General features: G+C 68.0%; 14 protein-coding genes. 1 reads left to right on the top strand and 13 read right to left on the bottom strand.

The annotated features are described in order from the left end of the window. Positions 1-19 precede the first annotated feature (19 nt). The 9 genes from ASC91_RS07715 to ASC91_RS29305 all read right to left on the bottom strand — a co-directional run bounded on the left by ASC91_RS07715 (position 20) and on the right by ASC91_RS29305 (position 17,511). Positions 20-2,323 (bottom strand): PDZ domain-containing protein, encoded by a 2,304-nt coding sequence (locus ASC91_RS07715; protein ID WP_056194706.1) that lies wholly within the window; start codon positions 2,321-2,323, stop codon positions 20-22. Positions 2,324-2,375: 52 nt separating this feature from the next. Continuing rightward, entirely contained in the window at positions 2,376-3,584 is a 1,209-nt protein-coding gene (locus ASC91_RS07710; RefSeq protein WP_056194703.1) for a glycoside hydrolase family 27 protein, read from the bottom strand. Between the two features lie 64 nt (positions 3,585-3,648). Then, complete coding sequence (locus tag ASC91_RS07705) at positions 3,649-5,601, bottom strand: sialate O-acetylesterase (RefSeq protein WP_056194700.1); 1,953 nt, start codon at positions 5,599-5,601, stop codon at positions 3,649-3,651. 162 nt (positions 5,602-5,763) lie between these two features. Beyond that, positions 5,764-7,815 (bottom strand): beta-galactosidase, encoded by a 2,052-nt coding sequence (locus ASC91_RS07700; protein WP_056194697.1) that lies wholly within the window; start codon positions 7,813-7,815, stop codon positions 5,764-5,766. A 21-nt stretch (positions 7,816-7,836) separates the two neighbouring features. After that, a complete protein-coding gene (locus ASC91_RS07695; RefSeq protein ID WP_200955246.1) occupies positions 7,837-9,252 on the bottom strand; it encodes a glycoside hydrolase family 27 protein in 1,416 nt (471 codons plus the stop codon). Positions 9,253-11,538: 2,286 nt separating this feature from the next. Further along, the gene (locus tag ASC91_RS07680; protein WP_157281294.1) at positions 11,539-12,117 is read right to left on the bottom strand and encodes a hypothetical protein; all 579 of its coding nucleotides are present in this window, start codon (positions 12,115-12,117) and stop codon (positions 11,539-11,541) included. A gap of 159 nt (positions 12,118-12,276) precedes the next feature. Beyond that, complete coding sequence (locus ASC91_RS07675; protein WP_235531899.1) at positions 12,277-14,787, bottom strand: sialidase family protein; 2,511 nt, start codon at positions 14,785-14,787, stop codon at positions 12,277-12,279. 71 nt (positions 14,788-14,858) lie between these two features. Beyond that, the gene (locus tag ASC91_RS07670; RefSeq protein ID WP_200955243.1) at positions 14,859-17,345 is read right to left on the bottom strand and encodes a glycoside hydrolase N-terminal domain-containing protein; all 2,487 of its coding nucleotides are present in this window, start codon (positions 17,343-17,345) and stop codon (positions 14,859-14,861) included. A gap of 22 nt (positions 17,346-17,367) precedes the next feature. Then, positions 17,368-17,511, bottom strand: coding sequence for a hypothetical protein (locus ASC91_RS29305; RefSeq protein ID WP_157281291.1), 144 nt, complete (start codon positions 17,509-17,511; stop codon positions 17,368-17,370). A gap of 349 nt (positions 17,512-17,860) precedes the next feature. On the opposite strand from ASC91_RS29305, the gene ASC91_RS07665 reads away from it, so the two are divergent. Next, the gene (locus ASC91_RS07665) at positions 17,861-18,568 is read left to right on the top strand and encodes a FadR/GntR family transcriptional regulator (RefSeq protein ID WP_056194687.1); all 708 of its coding nucleotides are present in this window, start codon (positions 17,861-17,863) and stop codon (positions 18,566-18,568) included. Positions 18,569-18,655: 87 nt separating this feature from the next. Here the strand turns inward: ASC91_RS07665 and mmsB are convergent, their stop codons facing one another. The 4 genes from mmsB to ASC91_RS07645 form a co-directional block, all read right to left on the bottom strand. Continuing rightward, a complete protein-coding gene (gene mmsB / locus ASC91_RS07660; protein WP_082532513.1) occupies positions 18,656-19,825 on the bottom strand; it encodes a multiple monosaccharide ABC transporter permease in 1,170 nt (389 codons plus the stop codon). A gap of 11 nt (positions 19,826-19,836) precedes the next feature. Further along, positions 19,837-21,381 carry a multiple monosaccharide ABC transporter ATP-binding protein gene (mmsA, locus tag ASC91_RS07655; protein WP_056194681.1) on the bottom strand — a complete coding sequence of 515 codons (1,545 nt, stop codon included), beginning with the start codon at positions 21,379-21,381 and terminating at the stop codon, positions 19,837-19,839. 165 nt (positions 21,382-21,546) lie between these two features. Continuing rightward, entirely contained in the window at positions 21,547-22,608 is a 1,062-nt protein-coding gene (gene chvE, locus ASC91_RS07650; RefSeq protein ID WP_056194679.1) for a multiple monosaccharide ABC transporter substrate-binding protein, read from the bottom strand. Positions 22,609-22,701: 93 nt separating this feature from the next. After that, a complete protein-coding gene (locus tag ASC91_RS07645) occupies positions 22,702-22,941 on the bottom strand; it encodes a hypothetical protein (RefSeq protein WP_056194678.1) in 240 nt (79 codons plus the stop codon). Between the last annotated feature and the right edge of the window lie 50 nt (positions 22,942-22,991).

Here is a 22,991-nt window from a genome sequence, read left to right as displayed (position 1 = left end):
TGACGGGCGTGTTCAATTTTTATGGTTTTGCGGGGCTGGGCCAGCGCAGGCGGATACGGGCCTGGTTGCGGACGATGACGAGGTCTGTCCCGTCGGCCAGCAGGACCCGCAGCGCCGCCACATCGGCGATGGCGCCCGCCTTCTCCGCACCGACGATGACGTCACGCGGCTTGAAGCCGGCCGCATCGCCTGGGCTGCCTGCCTCCACGCTCAGCACGATGAGGCCGGCCTTGTCACCCAGGCCAGCGGCCGACTGCTCGCCCAGGGTCTCGACCGGCTTGAGGCTCAGCCCGTACAGCTGTTGCACGGCTTGCGGTGGCGCGGCCTGGCTGAGCTGCTGGGTCACCGGGAATGCGGGCTGCTTCGCCAGCGCCTTCAGCCTCGCCGGGCGCACGCCGAAGTCGTCCATGGGGAAGTTGACGAAGCCGACGCGCGCGGCGAGCGCCGCGTTGGTGACCGTGTAGTCGCCTTGGGCCGGTGCGGCAAAGCGCGGGTCGCCAGCCACGGAGTCGGCGTCGGTGCCGCGCGCCTGGGCAGCGCGCAGGTCCGCTTCGGTGACGAAGAAGTTGCGGTTCACGCTGCGCCCCCAGCGCTTGATCTCCACCGGTTGATGCGCCCCCATGACGACGTTGGACTCGAACACGTCGCCGCCATTGTCGAACCACACGTGCGGGTGGAAGCTGCTGTTCACGAGGATGTTGTTGCGCACGATGCGCTGGAAGCCCTCGCGCAGCTTGAGGCCGCCGGCCAGCATCAGGTTCTCTTCGATGACGTAGTTGGAGGCGCCGTCGTCCAGGTCGACGTCCCAGCCATGGTCGCAACGCCAGCGGTTGCGCCGCATGACGATGGGCTCGACGGCATCCAGCAGTGCCAGCTCGGGGTGGGCTGCGGCGCGGCGGTCCATCTCGGCGCGGTCGGGGTGCCAGAAGCGGTCACGGCCCCAGCTGTTGAAGCTGCCGTGGTCGCCGGTCAGGCGCACGGTGTCGAAGACGTCGTTGTGGGTGAGGCGGTGGCCACCCCAGTTGCCGTCGCCGATGTTGATGCCGGCGCGTGGCATCCGGTAGATGCTGTTGTGATCGACCGCGATGCGCGCCGCCATCGCGATCTGCACGCCGGTGGCCTGGCGGTCGATCTGGCCGATGTCGTGGATGAGGTTGTCGCTCGCCTCGGAGTCCTTGGGATAGGCGTCCGACTTCGGGCCCGGCGTGCGGTCGATGGCCGCGACCTCCAACTGCTCGTGGTATTCGAACAGCGGTGACCGCACCGCCTCTGGCCTGCCGACGAAGGCCACGGCCGTGCCGCCGATGTCGTGGATGTGGTTGGCCGAGATGGTCACGCGCTGTGCGCGGCCGCTGACGACGACGGCATGGCCGCCGAGGTCGACGAACTCGGAACCCTCGACGCGAACGTCGCCCGCGTTCTCGATGGTCACGGCGCCGACGCGATAGAACTTCCAGTCCGAGCGCAGCAGCGGCTCGGTGGCCTTCAGGAAGGTGGGTTCCGTTTCCCGGAACACGAGATTGCGAACCTGCACGTGCTGCACCTGTGACGTGCGGCCCTCGATGCGGATCAGCGCTTCTTGTGTGCTGCCGCGAAAGCCCCGTGCCGGCGGCTGCGTGCCGGCCAGCGGCTTGAAGTAGAGCCAGCCCTCGCGGCGGTCATGGAACCATTCGCCTGGCGCGTCCAGTTCCTCCAGCACGTTCTCGACATAGCGATCCTTGTCGCTCGGCGGCATGACTCGGTTGTTGGCCAGTTGCGGGCCGTAGTCCAGGCTGCCGTCGGGCTTCTTGCCGAGGATGGGGATCTGCAGGCCGCCCCAACCGTAGCCGTGCAACGCGTGAAGCACGGCACCTTGCGGGTCACGCCAGCGTGCGACGCGCTCGGGCGAGGCGGCATCCGCGGCGCCGCCGAAGCCGGTGTGGGCCCGGTCGAGATTGGGGTAGCGGGCGCGCACGAGCGCGTGCTGCCCCAACCACAGGCGTTGAAACGAAGCGTCGGCCAGCCGGGCTCGCCAGATGCCGTCCTTCCAGGCCTCCCAGCGCAGTGCCGGCAGCGACATCGCGCCGCTCAGCACGGGCCGGGCACCAGGCGCCGCAGCAAGCACGAAGGGCTCGTCTGCCGTGCCCGACAGCGCCTCGTCGATGACGATGGGCGCCGACAGCTGGTAGTTGCCAGCAGCCAGCTCGATGCGGTGGATGCGCTTGTCCGTCCGCGCCCGCTGCAGGGCCGTCTCCAGCGACTTGGCGTCCTTCACGGTCAGCGCATCGGCCTGCGCGCCGCAGGCCAGAACCGCCAGAGTGAGCAGCAGGGTCATCAGCCTCATGGCGCGTCCCTCTCGGTCATCCGCGTTGGATGGCTGGTGTTCGCCGGTCCCGTCACGGCGCGGCCTTGATGCGCACCATGATCACGCCATGCGGTGCAACCTTGCCGCCGTAGCTGCCGCTCACGCCCTTCGTGACCTTCTTGCTCCACAGGTCCTTCACGTCGGCCTTCTGGTTGGCGGGCAGGCCGAGGAGGTCCCAGTTCAGCTTCATGTCGGCCGGCGTCTTGCCGCGGTTGAACAGCACCACCGCGTGCTCACCGCCCGCCAGCGGACGCACCCAGACCTCGAGGTCGCCTTCCTTCAGCGCGCGGCGGCCTTGCAGGCCCAGTGGATCCTGGTCGACGGCGATGACGTCCTTGTTGGTGAGGATGCGCACCGTGTCGGCGTCCATCTTCGACAGGTCGTTGCCAGCGATCAGCGGCGCGGCCAGCATGGCCCACAGCGAGAAGTGCGACTCGTACTCGGTGGTCGTCATGCCGCCGTTGCCCACTTCCAGCATGTCGGGGTCGTTCCAGGCATTTGGCGCTGACACGCCCCCGCGCGCGGCCTGCATGTCCAGGACGTTGGTCATGCCATTCCCCTTGTCCTTCGTGCTTTCCCAACCGTCGTAGATGTCGTGGGTGGTGCGCCACAGGTGGCCCACCGTCGGGCCCCAGCGCTCGGGATGGTCGGTGCCCCATTCGCAGATGGACAACACGATGTCGCGGCCGGACGCGCGCAGGGCCTTGGCAATGATGGTGTAGGCCGCCTCGGCGTTGCGGGTGCCGGTGTTGCACCAGTCGTACTTCAGGTAGTCGACGCCCCATTTGGCGTACTGGCGCGCGTCCTGGAACTCGTGGCCGGCGCTGCCGGGGCGGCCTTCGCAGGTCAGAGAGCCAGCGTCGGAATACAGGCCGAACTTCAGACCCTTGGCATGCACGTAGTCGGCGAGTGCCTTCATGCCGGACGGGAAGCGCTCCGGATCGGCTTGGATGTTGCCGTCGGCGTCGCGGCTTTTCTGCCAGCAGTCGTCGATGACGAGGTATTGATAGCCGGCGTCCTTCATGCCCGAGGCGACCATGGCATCGGCCTGTTCGCGGATCAGCTTTTCGCTGACGTTGCAGGCGAACTTGTTCCACGAGTTCCAGCCCATCGGCGGAGTCGGCGCCACATTGGGCTTGGGAGCCTCCAGCTTCAGCGTCCCGTCGGCATGGGCGGGCGTGGTGGCGATGAAGCAGAGCAGTGCGACGGTACGAGCGGCGCGTCGGATGAGGTGGTGCATGCGAAGGTTGCTTTGGAGGAGATGGGAAGAGCGTCGTTCGGGAGCGCGGCGAAAGGCGTCGGGCTCAGCGCCCGTAGCGCCGGCCAGCCGACTCCAGCGGCCAGTCGTCGGTGCGCAGCGGCGGCAGGGGCAGGCCGTCACCGCCGACCACATTGGCTTCGCTGGCGTTGTTGACCCAGGCATAGCGCGCGGCGACAGGCGACGGCACAGCGGCGCTGCGCAGCACGATGCGGTCGCCGTCGAAGCGGGCTTCGGCAGGCATCCAGCGGCGGTCAGCACCGGCGACGTAGAAGCCGCGCAGCGGCTCACCGGTGCGCGCAGTTCGTAGGCCACCGACCGTGTTGTCGAAGCGCAGCTCGAATTCGCCGCCCTTTGACTCGTGGCTGGTTAGGCGCGGGCCTGTGGCCGGCGCGGTGCGCAGGCCCAGCTCGTGCATCGCCAGCGCGGCCAGGCGCTGGCCCACCGTGCGCTTGTTGCGGGGGTGGATGTCGACCGCATCGCCCACGTCGATGGCCGTGGCCATGCCGGTGTGAGGCAGGGCCAGAGCTGCGGCCTGGCTGGCGCGCAGTTCGGCCCAGCCGTTACCGTCGGGCCGGTTCTCGGCCATGGGCCGCCACGATGCCAGTTGCACGAAGAAGAAAGGCAGCTTGGCATCGCCAAATTCGCCGCGCCAGTCCTGGATGAGGCGCTTGAAGCCGTCGGCATAGGCCGCCGCGCGCCCGGAGTTTTCCTCGCCCTGGTACCAGAGCACGCCGCGCACGGACAGGCCCTGCAGCGGTGCGACGAGGCCGTTGTGGCCCAGGGCCGGGGCGTTGTTCGCCACCGGGCCGCCGGCCACCACGAGCTTCTCGACGCGTGCCCGCCAGGGGCCGGCGAGCGACACGGTGCCGGCCGCCGTGTCCAGGCGCAGATTGGCAGCGTCGCCATCGATGCCGCCGCCGCCGCCGTTGTCGGTCACCCGCACGGCGATCCAGTTGGCGCCCGCGCGCAGCAGGCCGGCCGGCAGCGTGTAGTGGCGTGCCTGCTCCCAGCCGCACTGGCCGCCGACCTTCTGGCCGTTGACCCAGACCTCGTCGCAGTCGTCCACCTTGGCCAGGTGCAGCTCCGCGGCTCCCGCGGCCTGGGCGGCTTTCAGCTCGATGCGCTTGCGCATCCAGACGACGCCGTCGACGTCGGCCAGGCCCTGGCCTTCCCAGTTGCCGGGCGCCTGCAGCGTGGGCCAGTCGGCGTCGATGTCGGCAGCGGCGGACCAGCCCGAGGCGTCCGCACCCTCCACCGGCAGACCCTTCTGCCAGGCGGCGATGCGGGGCAGCATGCGCCGGCCCAGCGCCGCGGTGAAGGCAGCGTTGTCAGCCGGCAAGGCGCGCACCGCGGGTGCGAGGTCAGGGTCGCGCAGCGCCGCGTCGCGACTCATCCAGGTCTCCAGCATGGAGCCGCCCCAGGCGGTGTTGATCAGGCCGATGGGCACGCCTTGCACGGCCTGCATCTGGCGCGCGAAGTGGTAGCCGACGGCGCTGAACTCGGCCACGCGGCCGGGCTCCGCGACGACCCAGGGCGCGGGCGCGATGTCGGCTTCGGGTTGCACGCTGGCGCGCAGCGGCACGCGCAGGTGGCGCAGCTGTGCGTTCTGCGGCGAGGCCACTTCCTGCGGGCCGGTGTCGGTCTGCGCCAGCGGCCACTCCATGTTCGATTGGCCGCCGAGCAGCCAGACATCGCCGACCAGCACGTCGTTCAGCACCGCGGTCTTGTCGCCCGTGACGACGAGGCGGTGCGGGCCGCCGGCCGGTAACGGGGCCAGCTGGACGCGCCAGCGGCCGTCGGCGCCTGCGCGGGCCGTGCCGCTGCGGCCACCGAGGTCGATGCTCAGCGTCTGGCCCGGTGTGGCCTGACCCCACACGTTCAGCGGTCGGTCGCGCTGCAGCACCATGTGGTCGCTGAACACTTGGGCCAGGCGCACCTCGGCGTGCGCGGTGGCAGCCAGCAGGGAGAGCAGCAGGGGGAGGGCTATCGTTCTCATCGCGTTGTTCTCGTCTTTCGGGGCTTCATCTCAAATATCAATTCCGCTTGCACGGCATCCGGCGGCGCACGAACCGGGATGTTGCGGGCCGTCCCCGAGGGGAGCGACTGGCCTTGCCGACGTTCAGTCGGTGCAACAACTGGGCGAAGTGCCTGTCATCCTTCAGTTCAGAGGTTCCAGCAGCTCCACGCCGAGCGGCGCCAGCTTCAGGCTTCCTTCCCAGCGCTGGTCACCGAGCACCCCCTTCATCGCGCCGGCGATCGGCACCTCCATCGGTTGCCAGTTGGCGTTGACGTACAGCACGCGTCCTTCGACCTCGCGTGCGAACACGCCGTCGGGCGTCTTCGGACCCGGCTCGATGCCCAGGCTCGCGTAGAGCGAGCGCAGCAGCGGCCGCATGATCTGGGGCTGCGCCGGTGTGGCGAGGTAGATCGCGCGGCCCTTGCCGAACTTGTTGACAGTGATCGCCGGCGGCCTGCCGTCCAGGTTGCTGAAGCGGCTCAGCACGTCGGCGGTGGAGGGCTCCAGCACCTCGTAATGCTCAATCGTGCCCTTGACCTCCTCGTCGCCAATCTTCAGCGTGCCGGCGACGCTGTAGTACTCGTTGGTGCGCAGGCCGAAGACGTCGGTCAGGCCGCCGGGCAACGGCGTCCCGTGCCACTGGTTGTGCTCGTTCACCTTGGCCGACTGCGCCGTCATGATCACGGTGCCGCCGTCGGTGACGAACTTGCGCACCGCCTCGGTGGAGGCTTTGTCCAGCAGGTACATGCCGGGCAGGATGATGAGGCGGTAGCGGCTCAGGTCTTCGTAGGAGAGCTTGATGGCCGCGACGTCGATGTTGTCCTTCAGCAGCGGCTCGAAGGCACCGAGGGCCTGCTTCTGATAGGACGTCTTCAGGTAGTCGCGGGAGCTGTTGGCCGCGCCATTGGCACTGTGGGCCGCGACGTTGTCGAAGGAGTAGGCGATGGCCACCTTGGGCTCGACGCGGCGCGGGAAGCCAAGTTTCTCCAGCTTGGCGTAGTCGCTGGCGATGCGGGCCCATTCGGCCAGCTTCCACGAGGGGCGGTCGTCATGGTCGATCAAGCCCATCAGCGCCTGCTCCTCGCCGCCGAGATGGCTGTTGTAGGTCCAGGCCAGCGCGGCCTGGCCGCCCATCAGCAGCACGAAGTGGGCCCACATGCGCGACCAGCCCTTGCTGCCGTAGGAGCCTGGGCCGCCGGCGGTGAACTCGTTGAACCAGGTCGGCGTCGTCATGCCCGCCCTGATGAGGGCAGCCTGCCATCCGCCGTAGATCGGTTCGCCGGCATAGAAGCCCATGGCGCCATAGGTGGTGTGCTGGCGATAGCTGCCGTGGTAGTCGAAGCCCTTGCGGCCCGACCAGCTCCAGTAGTTCGACAGCGTAGGCTTGTCGGGTGTGTGCTTGCGGCGCACGGCCTCCCGGTCGTCGAGAACGGCAATGGTCAGGTCGGACCAGAAACGGCGCAGGTCCAGATAACGCTCGGCCGGGCCGGGACCGTCGGCATAGGGCAGCCGCACTTCTTCCCACTTGCCGATGCGACGCGACCAGCGCTGCGTGGCCCAGGCCTTGTTCAGCGCGTCGATGCTGCCGTAGCGCTTCTTCAGCCATTCGACGAAGCGCTTGCGGTCAGCCTCGGAATAGGAGATGTAGCCGTTGCCGATCTCGTTGTCATAGCCCACGGCCAGCAGGGCCGGATGCTTGGCGTAGCGCTTGATGAGCCTGTCGGCCATGCGCGTGGCCAGGCGCCGGTAGTCCGGGTCGCCGATGTTGTCCATGTAGCGCTCGGCCGGCGCCAGGCGGGTGCCGGCCTGGTTGGTGATGTCGACGCCGGGGTATTTGTGGTGCAGCCACATCGGCGCCGGCAGCCCCGGGATGTCGAGGATGACCTTGATGCCGGCGGCGCGCACCTCGGCCATCACGGCGTCGAAATGCTTGAAGTCAAACTTGCCTTCCTCGGGTTCGAAGTAGTCCCAGGCCAGGTCGCCCATGCGGACGACCTTGAAGCCAGATTGCTTCATCAGCGCAACGTCGCGCTTGACCTGCTCCAGCGTGCGGTCCACGGGCTGGTAATTCACGCCCGCGAACAGCTGGCCGGCCCCGGGCCAGTCGGGATGGCCTTCGGCGCTCTGGGCGAAGGCGGGGTTGAGTGCGGCCAGGGCCAGCGTGCAGGCAACCAGAGTCTTTTTCAGTTTCATGATCGGGGTCAGCGATACCTATCAGGCGCAACGCACCAAGCGTGCACCGTGCGGCGGCACGGTTAGCACGCGGGTGCCTGCGGGCAGGACCGCACGTGCCCAGCAGTCGCGGCTGGCGTCGGGCAGCCATGCAGGCAGAGGCACCGGCCACGGCGCGTCGCCGGTGTTCAGCCATGCCGCCCAGGTGCCCTGCGGGCCGTTGCAGACGAAGCGGTGGCCTTGTGCCACCGAGTGCCACTCACGTGCCCCGGGCACGCGCAGGAGTGCCAGCACCTCGGGGTTGGTGACCAGGCGCAGCGTCCAGTCGTCGAGGCGGCGCAGGTCGTTGCCCAGGATCAGCGGGCTGCGCGCGCAGGTCCAGGCGGTGAGCATCAGCAGCTGCTCGTCGCGCGTGAAGCGGGTGTCGCGTTCGCCGCGGCCTCCCTCGTCGTAGTTGCGCAGGCCGATCTTGCCGACCGGCAGCATGTCGGCATCGGGCCAGGCGCCCCCGCGGGCGTGCGGCGCCCACTTCACGAGGTTCACGAGGTTGTCGCGCAGCTGTGGCCAGGTGTCCCAGAAGTCGTTGCAGACCCGCCATTGGTTGGCGTGGGCCTGCAGGTGGGCCGACTGATCCAGGTGCGCCGGGCCGGGCGACAGGCTCAGCACCATGGGCCGACCGGTGGCGTCGATGGCGCGGCGGATCAGCTCCACTTCCTTGGCGTGATAGTTGGGCGCAGCGATGTCGTCGACCTTGACGAAGTCCACGCCCCACTCGGCCAGTTGGGCAAACCAGGCGCGGTACCACTCGAAGGCGCCGGGATGCTCGGGCTTGACACCGCACATGTCGGTGTTCCAGGCGCAGGTGGAGTGGGAATCGGCGACTTCGTTGCAGCGGTACTTGCTGCCGGCGATGGGCAGCTCCAGCCCGACCGCCTGGCGCGGAATGCCCCGCATGATGTGCACGCCGAAGCGCAGGCCCATGGCGTGCACCTGGGCAGCGAGCGGCGCGAAGCCGCGGCCACCGGCGGCGCTGGGGAAACGGTTGGGCGCGGGCTGCGGGCGGCCGTTGCCGTCCAGCACCAGCGGCGCGAAGTCCCGGTACCAGCCCGACGTGACGCCCGCCTCGTACCACTGGATGTCGACGGTGGCGGTGTCGTAGCCGAAGGGCAGGAAGCGCTCGGCAAGGATGCGCGCGTTGTCCAGGTACTCGGCTTCGGTGACGCTGGCGCCGAAGGCGTCCCAGCTGTTCCAGCCCATGGGCGGCGTGGGGGCCCAGGCGTGGAAGGGCAGGCCGGGCTCGGTGGCGCCGGCGGCGGCGGTGTTGGCGGACAGGGCGGTGGCAGCCGTCGCCGACCCGCCGGCCATGGCGGCCAGCCCGGCGCCTGCGACGGTGCGCACGAAGCTGCGGCGGGCCGGTTCATCGAGCGAGGTGGTGGCTGTCGAGTTCGTCTTGTTCATGAGCGATGCGGAATGAGGAAGGGCGCGGGGTTCAGTTGCTGAACAGCATTCCTCGGCCGGTACCACTGATGTAGATGCGGCCGTAGATGCCTTGATCGGCCGCCATGACGCCAATGCCGCCGAACTGGTTCGCGTCGTCGTTGAAGCGCGTCCAGGTGGCGCCGGCGTCGTCGGAGCGATGCACGCCCCACACGCCGTTGATCACGCCCACGACGTAGACCGCGGCCGAGTACGGCGCGCCGGCTTTGGCCTTGCCCAGCGCGATTGCGCTGGCGCCCTGCACATCAGCCCACTGGTTGCCGGTGAAGATCGACGCGAATTGGCTGAGCTTGGTCCAGGTCGCGCCCGAATCGGTCGAGCGGTACACCGTGTTGCCGTCGGTCAGCCAGAGGTCGCCCTCGACGTTGGGGTTGACCGCCAGCGAGGTGYTGCCGAAGTAGTTYGGCGCCAGCCCGGCGTTCACCGAGCCCTGGCTCAGCGTGAACGTGTGGCCGCCATCGGTCGACGTGTAGACCTTGCCCGGCGTGCCCCACCAGTGGCCACCGNGGCGCCAGCCCGGCGTTCACCGAGCCCTGGCTCAGCGTGAACGTGTGGCCGCCATCGGTCGACGTGTAGACCTTGCCCGGCGTGCCCCACCAGTGGCCACCGGAATCGTAGGCATAGACCTTGTTCGGGTTCTTGCGATCGGCAACCAGGTGGTAGGCGCGGGGGAAGACGCTGTTGATCGCGGGCAGATTGGTCGGCACCCAGGTGGCRCCGTTGTCCGTGGTGTAGGACGGCACCGAGTAGCCGGGTGCCCAGACYGCYTTGTTGCGCSCGGTGATGGCGATGCTCGCTTCCCCGCCCGTGTTTTGCGCCGCGCCCGGTGCGTASGTGGCGAACTTCGCCCAGGTCTTGCCGCCGTCGCCGGACCACATGCCGTAGGCGGTGTTGTTGCCCAGCACGACGCCGATGGTGGCCATGTACTGCGGGTCCGACCACGCCATGTCGGCGGCGAAGCTGTTGCTCCAGTCGGTGGCCGGCGTCAGCGTCGGCTTGGTCGTGAGGTTGGTGTGCACCCAGGCGCCGACGTCGCCCGAACTGTTGATCACGGTGTAGGTGGCGCCGGCCGGCGGCGTGGCCAGGCCCAGCACGGCGGTCTCCTCAAGGCCGTCGACCGTCATGGCCCAGGTTGGCGTGGCCGAGGAGGCGTTGCTTGTCTGCATGACGCCGCCGGCGACGTGCAGGATGTGATTGCGGTCGAAGGGATCGATCTCCACATCGTCGATCCAGCCCCAGGAGACCTCGCCCGGCGTCATCGCTTCGATCTCGCGCCAGTTCCGGCCGGCATCGTCGGACAGCTGGAGGATTCGCTGGCCGGGGAAGTTGCCCCAGGTGTTGGTCACGCCCAGCGCAATGCGCGTGGTAGCACCCGTGCCGGAGACGGACACGCCGCCGTAGCCGACCGAGTCGTCGCTCCTGAGCAAGGTCCAGTTGCTGCCGTCGAACTTGTACAGACGGGCAGGACCCGCGGAGCCGGGACCGGCATCCCTGGTGAAGACCACGTAGAACATGCCGTCCGCGGCACGCACCATGTGCGGAATGTGATAGCCGGAGATCGGCACCGTGACCGGGGTCCACGAGGCGCCGCCGTTGGTCGACTTGTACAGGTTCGAGGCCAGGCCTGCGGTCTGGACATAGTCCGGCGCGATGGGCACGTAGATCGTCTGCGTGGCCGTGCCGCTGCCCTTGGTGCCGGTGTCGTAGACGACCGTCTCGACGCCCATTGCGCTGCCGCCGCCCAAGGCATTGACCTGGTCCTGGGTCAGCTTGGCGCTGGACAGCGACGTGACTTGCGCCCAGGTGAGGCCGGAGTCGGCGCTCTTCCACAGGCCGGCCGTGCGCGAGCCGTAGAACAGCGTCGATGGCTTGTTGGGGTCGACCATCAGGCGCTCGCCGATGGCCCGGCCGGGGTTGTTGCCGCCCAGCGGGAAGGGCAGGGCGACATAGGTCCACTGGTCACCGCGGTTGCTGGAGATATACAGGCGGCCGTTGCCCCCGGACGTGTACATGCCGGCGCCCATGTAGACGCGCTGGTCGTTGTTCGGATCGACAGCGATGCTCTCGACGCCGTGGAAACTGGCCTCGGCCGCACCGAAGCCCAGGCCGTCGGTGATGGGCASCCAGGACGAMGTCGGYTGGTTCCAGCGGTAGGCGCCACCGATGTCGGTGCGTGCGTACAGCAGGTTGGCGGTGGTCGGGTGGAAGACCAGGCCGGTGACGTAGCCGCCACCGCCCCATTTCGCGCTAGCTATTGGTGTAAGTGGCGGTGGCCGTGCAGGCCGCAGGCGGCTGGATGGTCTGCTCGCGCGCCGCACCGGCGGTGCCGCAGCCGCTCCAGCTCCACATGCCGCCGGATGTCGGCTGCGGGCCTAGGATGGCCGACGCGCCGGTCTTGATGGTGGCCGATGCCGTTTGCGTCCACGCGCCGTTGGCGTTGATGTAGGGCGTGATGGCCGTCGGCTTGCAGGCGGCGCCAAGCGTGGCGTTGGCCGAGCCGGAGTTGTAGCTGCCGGCGTTGGTCGTGAACTTGACCCAGTACCAGTAGCGCGTGCCGATGTTGCCCGCGGCGTCGGTGTAGCTCCTGGCGCTGGCGCCCGGCACGGCGATGCGGGTGCGGCCGTTGGGGTCGGCGTCGGTGTCGCGGAAGATCTCCAGCGACGTGACGGTGCCGCTGACGGTCCAACCCAGCTGGACGTTGTTGGCTGTGCCGGTGGCCGTCAGGCAGACGGTGGCGCCGCCGCCGCTGCCGCAGCTCTGCGCCAGCGCTAGCGGGGCCGCGCTCGCCCCGAAGGCGAGCAGCAGTGCGGGTATCAAAGTTCTCATGTTCTACCTTTCAGAATGAAAGTGCTCGACCGGTCGTCTCCGCCGGATGCGAACGTTGTGGGAAGCCGGCCCAGGGCCAGGGCACGACTCCACGACAGTGAGGGATAGGGGCGGCAGGCCCCAGCCTGGAGATGGATGCGAGCCTGCCGAGCCATGGCTTCAGTTGCTGTAAAGCATGCCCCGGCCGGTGCCGCTGAAGTAGATCCGTCCGTAGATGTTCTGGTCGGCCGCGATCACGCCGATGCCACCGAACTGGTGGGCGTCGTCGTTGAAGCGCGTCCAGGTGGCGCCGGCGTCTTCAGAGCGATGCACGCCCCACACGCCGTTGATCACGCCCACGACGTAGACCGCGGCCGAGTACGGCGCGCCGGCTTTGGCCTTGCCCAGCGCGATGACGCTGGCGCCCTGCACCTGGGCCCATTGGTTGCCATTGAAGATCGACGCGAAGTTGCTGAGCTTGGCCCAGGTCGCGCCCGAATCTGTCGAGCGGTACACCGTGTTGCCGTCGGCCAGCCAGAGCTCGCCCTCGACGTTGGGGTTGACCGCCAGCGAGGTGTTCGCGAAGTAGTTCGGGGCCAGTCCCGCGTTCACCGAACCCTGGCTCAGCGTGAACGTGCGGCCTCCGTCCGTCGAGACGTAAACCTTGCCCGGCGTGCCCCACCAATTGCCGCCGGAATCGTAGGCATAGACCTTGTTCGGGTTCTTGCGATCTGCGGCCAGGTGGTAGCCGCGGCTGTAGATGTCGTTGATCGCCGGCAGGTTGGTCGGGACCCAGGTGGCACCGTTGTCCGTGGTGTACGACGGCACCGAGTTGCCGGGTGCCCAGACCGCCTTGTTGCGAGCGGTGACCGCGATGCTTGCTTCCTGGTTCGTGTTGGTCGCGACACCGGGCGCGTTGGTGGCGAACTTCGTCCAGGTCTTGCCGCCGTCGCCGGACCAGAAGCCGAAGCCGGTGCCGTTTTCGTGGCTGTAGCCGATGGTGGCCACGTATTGTGGGTCGGACCACGCCATGTCGGCGGCGAAGCCATTGCTCCAGCCGGTGCCCGGCGTCAGCGTCGGCTTGGTCGCGAGGTTGGTGTGCAACCAGGTGCCGACGTCGCCCGAACTGTTGACGACCGCGTACGTTGCGCCGGCCGGTGGCGTGGCCAGGCTCAGGACGGCGGTCTCCTCGATGCCGTTGATCGTGCTGCCCCAGGTGGGCGTGGCCGAGGAGGCGTTGCGCGTCTCGACGATGCCGCCGCCGGAGACATGCAGGATGTGATCACGGTTGGACGGATCGATCTCGACATCGTCGACCCAGCCCGCAGTGACCTCGCCCGGCGTCACCGCTTCGATCTCGCGCCAGGTCCTGCCGGCGTCGTCGGACAGCTGCACGATCTGCTGGCCGCTCCAGTTGCCCCAGGAGTTGGTCACGCCCAGTGCGATGCGGGTGGTCGCGCCGCTGCCGTAGACCGACACGCCGCCAAAGCCGAAGTTGGTTCCGCCGATCGGGTCGACGCTCTTGAGCAGGGTCCAGTTGCTGCCGTCGAACTTGTAGAACCGGCCTGGGCCGCCGGCGCCTGGCCCGGCGTCCTTGGTGAAGGCGATGTAGAACATGCCGTCCGTAGCGCGTGCCATGTGCGGGATGTGGTAACCGGCGACCGGGACAGTGACCGGCGTCCAGGAGGCGCCGCCATTGGTCGACTTGTACAGGCTTGAGCCCAGGCCCGCTGCATTGGCGTAGTCCGGGGCGACGGCCGCGTAGATCGTCTGCGTGGCCGAGCCGCTGCCCTTGGTGCTGGTGTCGTAGACGACCGTCTCGACGCCCATGGCCGTGCCGCCGTTGGCGTTGATCTGGTCCGCGGTCATCTTGAGGGTCGACAACGACGTGACCTGCGCCCAGGTGAGGCCCGAGTCGGTGCTCTTCCACAGGCCGGCCGTGCGCGAGCCGTAGAACAGCGTCGAAGGCTTGTTGGGATCGACCATCAGGCGTTCGCCGATGGCCCGGCCGGGGTTGTTGCCACCCAGCGGGAAGGGCAGGGCGGCGGAGGTCCAGGTGTCGCCGCGGTTACTGGACATGTACAGGCGGCCGTTGCCTTCAGACACGTACATGCCGGTGGCCATGTAGACGAGCTGGTCGTTGTTCGGATCGACGGCCATGCTTTCGACGCCGTGGTACCGGGCCTCGGCTGCACCGAAACCCAGGCCGTCGGTGATGGGCACCCAGGACGACGTGCCCTGGTTCCAGCGGTAGGCGCCGCCGACGTCGGTGCGCGCGTACAGCAGGTTGGCGGTGGTCGGGTGGAAGACGAGGCCGCTGACGTAGCCGCCGCCGCCGAACTTCGCGCTCGCCCAGGTGCCGACCTTGATGGAGAAAGCCTGCTGGGTCTTGGCGCCACAGCTGTTGGTGTAGGTGGCGGTGGCCGTGCAGGCCGCGGGCGGCTGGATGGTCTGCTCTCGCGACGCACCGGCGGTGCCGCAGCCGCTCCAGCTCCACATGCCGCCGGATGTCGGCTGTGGGCCGAGGATGGCCGAGGCGCCGGTCTTGATGGTGGCCGACGCCGTCTGGGTCCACGTGCCGTTGACCTTGACATAGGGCGTGATGGCCGTCGGTGTGCATGTCTGTGCCAGGGCTGGCGAGCCGGCAACGGCTCCCAAGGCGAGCATCAGGGTTCCCAACTTCAGTCTCATGGTTCTACCTTTCTGGTGAAGGTGCTCGGCCGGTTGTCTCCTCCGGTCACGAGCGTTATGGAGAGGCCGGCTCAGTGCTTGGGCTCGACCTCGGGGTGTTCGAAGTCGGCCGCGCCCACGCGGGCGCGGCCTTGGCTGTTCAGGCGGAGTTCGAGGTGCTGGCCGCGGTAGCGCAGCGCGACCTTGGCGAGCGCCGGTCCACGCAGCTGCAGGCGGCTGAGTCGCCCCTCCTTCCAGTCCACGTCCAGCGTCAGGGCGCCATGCGCACGCACGCCGTGCAAGGCGCCTGCTGGCCAGGCCTTGGGCAGGGCGGCCAGCAGATGCACCTCGCCGCCCCAGGACTGCACGATCATCTCCAGGATGGCAGCAGCCCCGCCGAAGTTGCCGTCGATCTGGAAGGGCGGATGCGCGTCGAACATGTTGGGATAGGTGCGAGCCGGCCCCAGCAGTCCTTGCAGGACCTTGTAGGCCCGCTCGCCGTCGCCCAGGCGCGTCCACAGCGCCAGCCGCCAGGCGGTGGCCCAGCCGGTGCTTTCGTCGCCGCGGGTGTTCAGCGTCTTGCGCGCGGCCTGGGCCAGCGCGGGTGTGTCGCGCACGTTGATTTGCTCGCTGGGGTAGACGGCGTACAGGTGCGAGACATGGCGGTGCTGTTGGTCGGTGGCCGACGCATCCCAGTCCTCCAGCCATTCCTGCAGTTGGCCCTGCGCGCCGATGCGATCAGCCGGCAGGCGGGTTCGCGCCTTGCGGACGGCAGCAGTGAATGCCGGGTCGTCCTCGCCAAGCTGTGCCTGTGCCGCAATGGCCGCGTCGAACAGGTCGCGCAGGATCTGGCGGTCCATTGCCGGCCCGGCGCACAGTGCGATGTCGGTATGGTGGTTGTTCTCCGGCGACTGCGAGGGCGACGTGACGAGGCCGCGGCCCTTGGGGTCTTCGACCAGCGTGTCGAGGAAGAACAGCGAGGCGCCCTTGAACAGCGGCACGAGCCGGCGCAGCACGGCCGGGCTCGGGTTGTACTGGTAGTGCTGCCACAGCGTCGTGCACAGCCACGCGCCGCCCGTGGGCCACATGCCCCACAGCGGGCCATCGATGGGCGCGGTGGCGCGCCAGAGGTCGGTGTTGTGGTGCGCGACCCAGCCGCGCGCGCCGTAGCTGTTGCGGGCCGTGCGCGCGCCGGTGACGGCGAGGTCCTCCACCATCTTCAGCAGCGGCTCGACACACTCGCCCAGGTTCGCCGGCCCGGCGGGCCAGTAGTTCATCTCGGTGTTGATGTTGATCGTGTACTTGCCTTCCCAGGGCGGGTGCAGCACTTCGTTCCACACACCCTGCAGGTTGGCCGGCTGGCTGCCCGGGCGCGAGGACGACAGCAGCAGGTAGCGCGCGTACTGGACGTACATCGCGGCGAGCGCGGCGTCGGGCTGCCGGGGCACGCCCTTGATGCGGGCGTCGGTGGAGCGGGCATTGGCCTCGTGGCCGCCGAGGTCGATGTGCAGGCGGCGGAACAAGGCGCGGTGGGCCTTGAGATGGTCGTCGCGCAGCTTGGTGAACGGCTTGCGCGCGGCAGCGGCGGTGCGCTGCCGCACGGCGGCCACGGGGTCGCCGCTGGTGTCCTGCCAGTTCACATAGCTGGTCTCGCCGGAGACAAGTAGCGTCAGCTGGCGCGCGCCGCGCACGCGCAGCCGGTCGCCGCTGGCCTCGATGCGGCCATCGCCCACTGCCTGCACGCGCAGCGCATAGCGCAGCTGGCCCGGGATGCCGAAGGCCTGCACATTTCGGCCCTCGATCAGCAGCGCGTCGCTGCCGTCGGCGCGGACGGCCAGCGACCCGGGCCGCTTCTCTGCAAAGAGAGATTCACGGTGGTCCCACGGCGCGCCGACGAAGACGACGCCATCCTTGTCGTACTTGGTGTCGCCGAAGCCGCCATAGGGCTGGTAGTCGGGATGGCGATAGCCGAGGTCCAGGTCGATCGTGCCGTCGCCTTCGATCTCCAGCCGGATCACCGTCACCTGGTCCGGCACGCTGCAGAAGGTCTCGCGCCGGTGGCGGCCGCTGCCGTCGATGAAGCTGGTGGTGGCGATGGCGCTGTCGAGATCCAGGCTGCGCCGATAGCGCGCTGCGGCCTTCACGCCGGGGAAGTCGAGCAGCAGGTCGCCGGCGGCGCCGAAGGGCATCTGCTTGATGGGCTTGCCCATCAGCGCCTCGGAGACGAGCTCGTTGGCCTCCTTCCAGCGTTCCTGGTCGATGAGGGCGCGCACTTGCGGCAGGGCCTCGCGAAACTTCGGGTTGTCCTGGACGTAGGGCCCGCCGCCATGCAGCGTGTCGATGTTGAACTGCAGCCGCTCCTGGGCCGGGCGCCCGAAGACCATCGTGCCCAGGCGCCCGTTGCCGACCGGCAGGGCCTCGATCCACGGGCCGGCGGGCTGGTCGTACCACAGGCTGAGTGCATCAGCGCCGATGCCGGCCGCGCCGGCCTGCACCCAGTGGGGCAGGGCACTGAGCATCGGCAGCAGCGCGGCCGAGGTGACGAACCGGCGGCGGGACGTGGGGGTGCTGTTGTTCATGCTCATTCGCAAGGAAGGGACTTCAACGTCTGCCGACGATGACGTTGAGCGACCTGACGCTGGACATCGTGCGATCGACGCTCATGTCAGCGAGCCGCTGCAGCATTTCACCGATCGCCTTGTCGGGCAGCTTGCCGATGTCTTCGGCGACGATGGAGTCGACCACTTCGTCGGCGTCCGTTTTGATCGGTGCGTGTTCATCTTGTCTCTGGTGGTTGCTCTCGGGGGCTCTGCGGCCCGGCTTGCTCTTCCCTGTCCAACGGTCCGCCTTCCTGCCTTGGCGCTTCGAGCGTCCTCCGTGCTGGCAACGCTGTCATTGCGCTCGGTTCGTCGCTTTTGGCACGATGGCTGGTCAAACCAATTTGGTCAAGCCACTTTGCCATATCCTCTTGGATTGGTCTTACCGGTGTATTCCCCAATATCGTTTCACTGGGTGTCGGCGATGAGCGGTGCGGCGCGCGAGATTGATTGCGATACCATTTGGTCTGTCCAATTAACAACGAGCGCTGGTTCCAATGCCCAACCAACACCGCGTCGGCGAAGTGCGTCGGCAATATCAGCTGGTCGCCGACAAGATCCGTGCGCTGATCGACGCGGAGGGAATCTCCACGGGGGGGCGGCTTCCAGCGGAGCGGGAATTGGCGCTGCAACTCGGCGTTTCGCGGCCGTCGCTGCGCGAGGCGCTGATCGCGCTGGAGATCGACGGCCGCGTGGAGATCCGCGGCGGTTCGGGTGTGTACGTCAGCGCGCCGCCCATGAATGGCGAAGTCGCAACCTCATCGCTGGGCGAAAGCCCTGCCGAGTTGGCGCAGGCGCGTGTCGTGCTGGAGAGCGCGATCATCACGCTCGCGGCAGCGCGGGTGAGCAAGGCATCCTTGCAACGCGTCGAGGACGCGTTGAACGCCATGCGTGAGGACCATGCCAGTGGCCGCAAGCCTGTCGAGTCGGACCGGCGCTTTCATCTGAGCATTGCCGAGATGGCTGGCAACTCCGTCCTGGTCGGCGTGGTGGGAACGCTCTTCGACGGCCGTCACAGCCCCATCGCGTCACGCATGAGTGGCCAGGCCGAGTCCACGCACACCTGGCAGGTCGCACTCGCGGAGCACGAGGCGATCTATCACGCGCTGGAAGCCCGCAACCCGCAGGCGGCAGCTGCAGCCATGTGCTCACATCTGCTGGCCTCTCTGGGCCGCTGGGTCGGCGAGGGAACCGGCGCCGCCTGAGGCACGCCGCTGCGGTGTGCCACAGCCCGCAGCGGATACCGCGGGGGTAGGGTAGCTGGCGCCGGTCATCGACCAGCGGCCGGGACGTCACCCACCTTTTCGGCGGTTGTACACGTCGAAAACCACGGCAGCCAGCAGCACGACGCCCTTGATGACCTGCTGCCATTCGATGCCCACGCCGAGGATGGACATGCCGTTGTTCATCACCCCCATGATGAAGGCGCCGATCACCGCGCCGAGCACCTTGCCGACGCCGCCTGACGCCGAGGCCCCGCCGATGAAGCAGGCGGCGATCACGTCGAGCTCGAAGCCCAGGCCTGCCTTGGGCGTGGCCGTGTTGAGGCGGGCCGCGAAAACCAGGCCAGCGAGTGCCGCCATGACGCCCATGTTGGCGAAGCACAGCAACGTCAGCTTCTCGGTGGGGACGCCGGACAGCCGGGCGGCACGTTCGTTGCCGCCGAGGGCGTAGATGCGCCGGCCGAGCGTCGTGCGGCGGGTCACAAAGACGTAGGCGGCGATCAGGATGCCCATCAGCAGCAGCACATTGGGCAGGCCCTTGTACGAGGCCAGCAGCCAGACCACCCCGGCCAGTGCGGCCGACTGGGTCAGCAGCCGCAGGCCGAAGAGCGCTGCCGGCTCGGACGCCGCGCCGAGCGCTGCGGCCTTGCGGCGCGTGGCCAGCTCCCGCCAGGCCAGCCATGCCACCAGGCCGAAGCCGATGACGAGGGAGCTGAGATGACGCTCCTCGCCCGCCGGCCAGTCGGGCAGGAAGCCGCTGCTGAGTAGCTGGAAGGATTCCGGGAAGGGGCCGATGGACTGGCCGCCGAGCAGGGCAAGCGCCAGCCCCTTGAACACCAGCATGCCCGCGAGGGTGACGATGAACGAGGGGATCTTCAGGTAGGCGACGAACCACCCCTGCAGGCAGCCAATGAGGGCGCCGGCGACCAGGCACACGGCTGCGGCCGGCAGCACGGGCCAACCCTGCTCGACCATCAGAATGGCTGCCAGGGCACCGATGAAGCCGCAGATGGAACCGACCGACAGGTCGATGTGGCCCGCGACGATCACGAGCAGCATCCCGAGGGCCATGACCACGATGTAGCTGTTCTGGAGGAACAGGTTGGTCAGGTTCAACGGCTGCAGCAGCGTGCCGTCGGTGAGCACCTGGAAGAACCCCATGATGCAGACCAGCGACAGCAGCATGCCGTAGTCGCGCAGGTGCGATGCCAGGAAATTGCGCAGGGAAGAGGAAGACATGAGGATGGGTTTCAATGGGTGCCCAAGAGGGCGTGCATGACGGTTTCCTGGGTGGCGCCGGCAGCCGGCATTTCAGCCACCAGTTCGCCCTCGTTCATCATGTAAAGGCGGTCGCACAGGCCCAGCAGCTCGGGCAGCTCCGACGAAATCATCAGGATTGCCCGACCCTGGGCGGCCAGGCTCGCAATCAGGCTGTAGATCTCGAACTTGGCGCCGACGTCGATGCCGCGGGTGGGTTCGTCGAGGATGAGCAGCTGGGGGTCGGTGAACAGCCACTTGGCCAGCACCACCTTCTGCTGGTTGCCGCCGGACAGGTCGCCGACGGCCTGCTGGACGTTGGCGCAGCGGGTGGCCAGCCGCTGCCGGAAGTCATTTGCCACCGTGCTCTCCTGCGCCTCGTCGATGACGCCGAAGCGAGAGACGCCTTCCAGCCGGCACAGGCTGGTGTTGCGGGCAATGCTTTCCTGCAGCACCAGCCCCAGGGCCTTGCGGTCCTCGGTGACATAGGCCAGCCCTGACTTGATGGCCCGCCGGACGGTCGAGACGTCGACCTGCTGCCCGCCCATCCAGGCGGAACCGCGGATGCGGCGCCCCCAGGAGCGGCCGAACACGCTCATCGCGAGCTCGGTCCGGCCCGCGCCCATCAGGCCGGCGATGCCGACGATCTCGCCGCGGCGAACATTCAGATTGACGCCCTTGATGGCTTCGCGGCCCACGTGAAGCGGGTGCTCGACCCACCAGTCGCGCAGCTCGAACAGGACTTCACCTGGGTTGGACTGCCGCTTGGGATAGCGGTCCTGCATGTCTCGCCCGACCATGGCGCGAACAATGGCCGCCTCCGCTGGCGGCGCCTCCCTGCAGTCCATCGTGGTGATGGTCGAGCCATCGCGGAGCACCGTGACGGCGTCGGCCACTTCGGCGATCTCGTTGAGCTTGTGGGAGATCAGCACACAGCTGACGCCGCGGCCGCGCAGCCGTTTCAGCAATTCGAGCAGCGCGGCGCTGTCATCCTCGTTGAGGCTGGCTGTGGGCTCGTCGAGGATCAGCAGCTTCACGTCCTTCGCGAGCGCTTTGGCAATCTCCACGAGCTGCTGCTTGCCGACGCCGATGTCCCCCACCAGCGTATTCGGTGACTCCTGAAGCCCGACCTGGCGGAGCAGCTCGACGGCCTGCTCGTGCGTGCGCGTCCAGTCGATCACGCCGCGCTGGGCGCGCTCGTGCCCGAGGAAGAGGTTCTCGGCGATGGAGAGCTGCGGAATCAGCGCCAACTCCTGGTGGATGATGACGATGCCGAGCGCTTCGCTCTGGCGTATGCCGGAGAAGCGCTGCGGCTGGCCGCCGAACCGGATCTCGCCTTCGTAGTCCGGGTGCGGGTAGACACCCGAGAGGATCTTCATCAGCGTGGACTTGCCGGCGCCGTTCTCGCCGACCACGGCGTGGATTTGCCCACGCTGGACGGCCAGGTCGACATGCTTCAGGGCGACCACGCCATGGAACTTCTTGCCGATTCCGCGCATCTCCAGCAGCGCGCTCGGCTGATTGCCTGCGGTTTCCATTTCAGTTGCCCGTTGAGTACACAGCGGGACGAGCGCCGGGCCGCTCCCTAGCCGGCCCGCACTGGCGATGTTCTTGCGGCTCGACGCCGCAAGCATCGCCGTCCCCGCGGGGGACCGACCAGACTTGCTCGCGTTCAGCGACGCGAGGTTGGGCGAGGGGCAGGTTCATTTCAGCTGGCTTTCCTTGTAATAGCCGCTGTCCACGAGCACGGGCTTCCAGTTCGTGGCGTCGACTGCAACAGGCTTGAGCAGATAGGACGGCACGACCTTGGTGCCGTTGTTGTAGGTCTTGGTGTCGTTCACCTGCGGCGCGCGGCCGCTGAGCACCGCATCGACGAGGTCGGCCGTGACCTTGGCCAGCTGGCGGGTGTCCTTGAAGACGGTGGAAGCCTGGTCACCCCTCAGGATGGCCTTGACCGACGGCAAGTCGGCGTCCTGCCCGGTGATGACCGGCATGGGCTGGCTCGCGCTGCCGTAGCCGACGCCTTTCAAGGAAGAAATGATGCCGATCGACAGGATGTCCGCGGGGGACAGGACGGCATGCAGCTTCTCCTTGCCGTAGAAGGCCGACATCAGGTTGTCCATGCGCGCCTGGGCGGTGGCGGTGTCCCAGCGCAGGATGCCGACCTTCATCGCACCCAGCTGCTTGCTGCGCACGACGAGCTTGCCGCTGTCCAGGTAGGGCTTGAGCACGCTCATGGCGCCGTCGTAGAAGAAGCCCGAATTGTTGTCGTCGGGCGAGCCCGCGAACACCTCCAGGTTGAAGGGCCCCTTGCCCTGCTTCAGGCCGAGCCGGTTGACGATGGACTCGGCCTGCAGCACGCCGACCTGGAAGTTGTCGAAGGTGGTGTAGTAGTCGACGTTCTTGGACCCGCGGATCAGGCGGTCATAGGCGACGACCTTGACGCCCTTCTCGGCGGCCTTCTGCAGCACGCCGGACAGCGTGGACCCGTCGATGGAGGCGATGACCAGGGCCTTGACGCCCTTGGTGACCATGTTCTCGAGCTGGGCGAGTTGGTTGGGGATCTCGTCATCGGCATATTGCAGGTCGACCTGGTAGCCGAGCGCCTTGAAGCTCTTGACCATGTTGTCGCCGTCGGCGATCCAGCGCTGTGAGCCCTTGGTCGGCATCGAGATGCCAACGGTGCCCTTGCCCTGTGCCAGCAGCGGTGCGCAGGGTGCGAGCGTCAACAAAGCGCTCAGTGCGAGAAAAGTGGTGCGACGCATGATGTCTCCGTGTGTGTTTGGGGGGCGGTCATTTGCTCAGCGAAAGATGCGCTGGGCGAGTGATAAGGGTTTCTCCAACGCCCAGCGAGGCGTTCAGCCGCAAAAGCGGTTGACGAGATTCTCGAAGACTTCCTGGCGGCCGGAGACGGGCGCCACGTCGGTGTTGGCGGCGAGCACCTGGTCGGCGAGCTCGGTCAGCGAACGCCGGCCGCTGAGGATGTCCTGGCCGGCAGGCGCGTCCCAGCCGGCGTAGCGGCTGTCCACGGCGGCCTTCAGGCGGCCGTCGTTGACCATCTTCTCGGCGATCAGCAGCGCCTGCGCGCACACATCCATGCCGCTACTCGTCAAAGCGCGGGTCCCGAGGCGAGCCTTCCACCTCGACC

Origin of the sequence: Pelomonas sp. Root1237 (assembly GCF_001425055.1) — a bacterium.
Lineage (GTDB): Bacteria > Pseudomonadota > Gammaproteobacteria > Burkholderiales > Burkholderiaceae_C > Pelomonas.
Note: the sequence above shows the minus strand (reverse complement) of the source record. Positions and strands in the feature narration are given on the sequence as shown.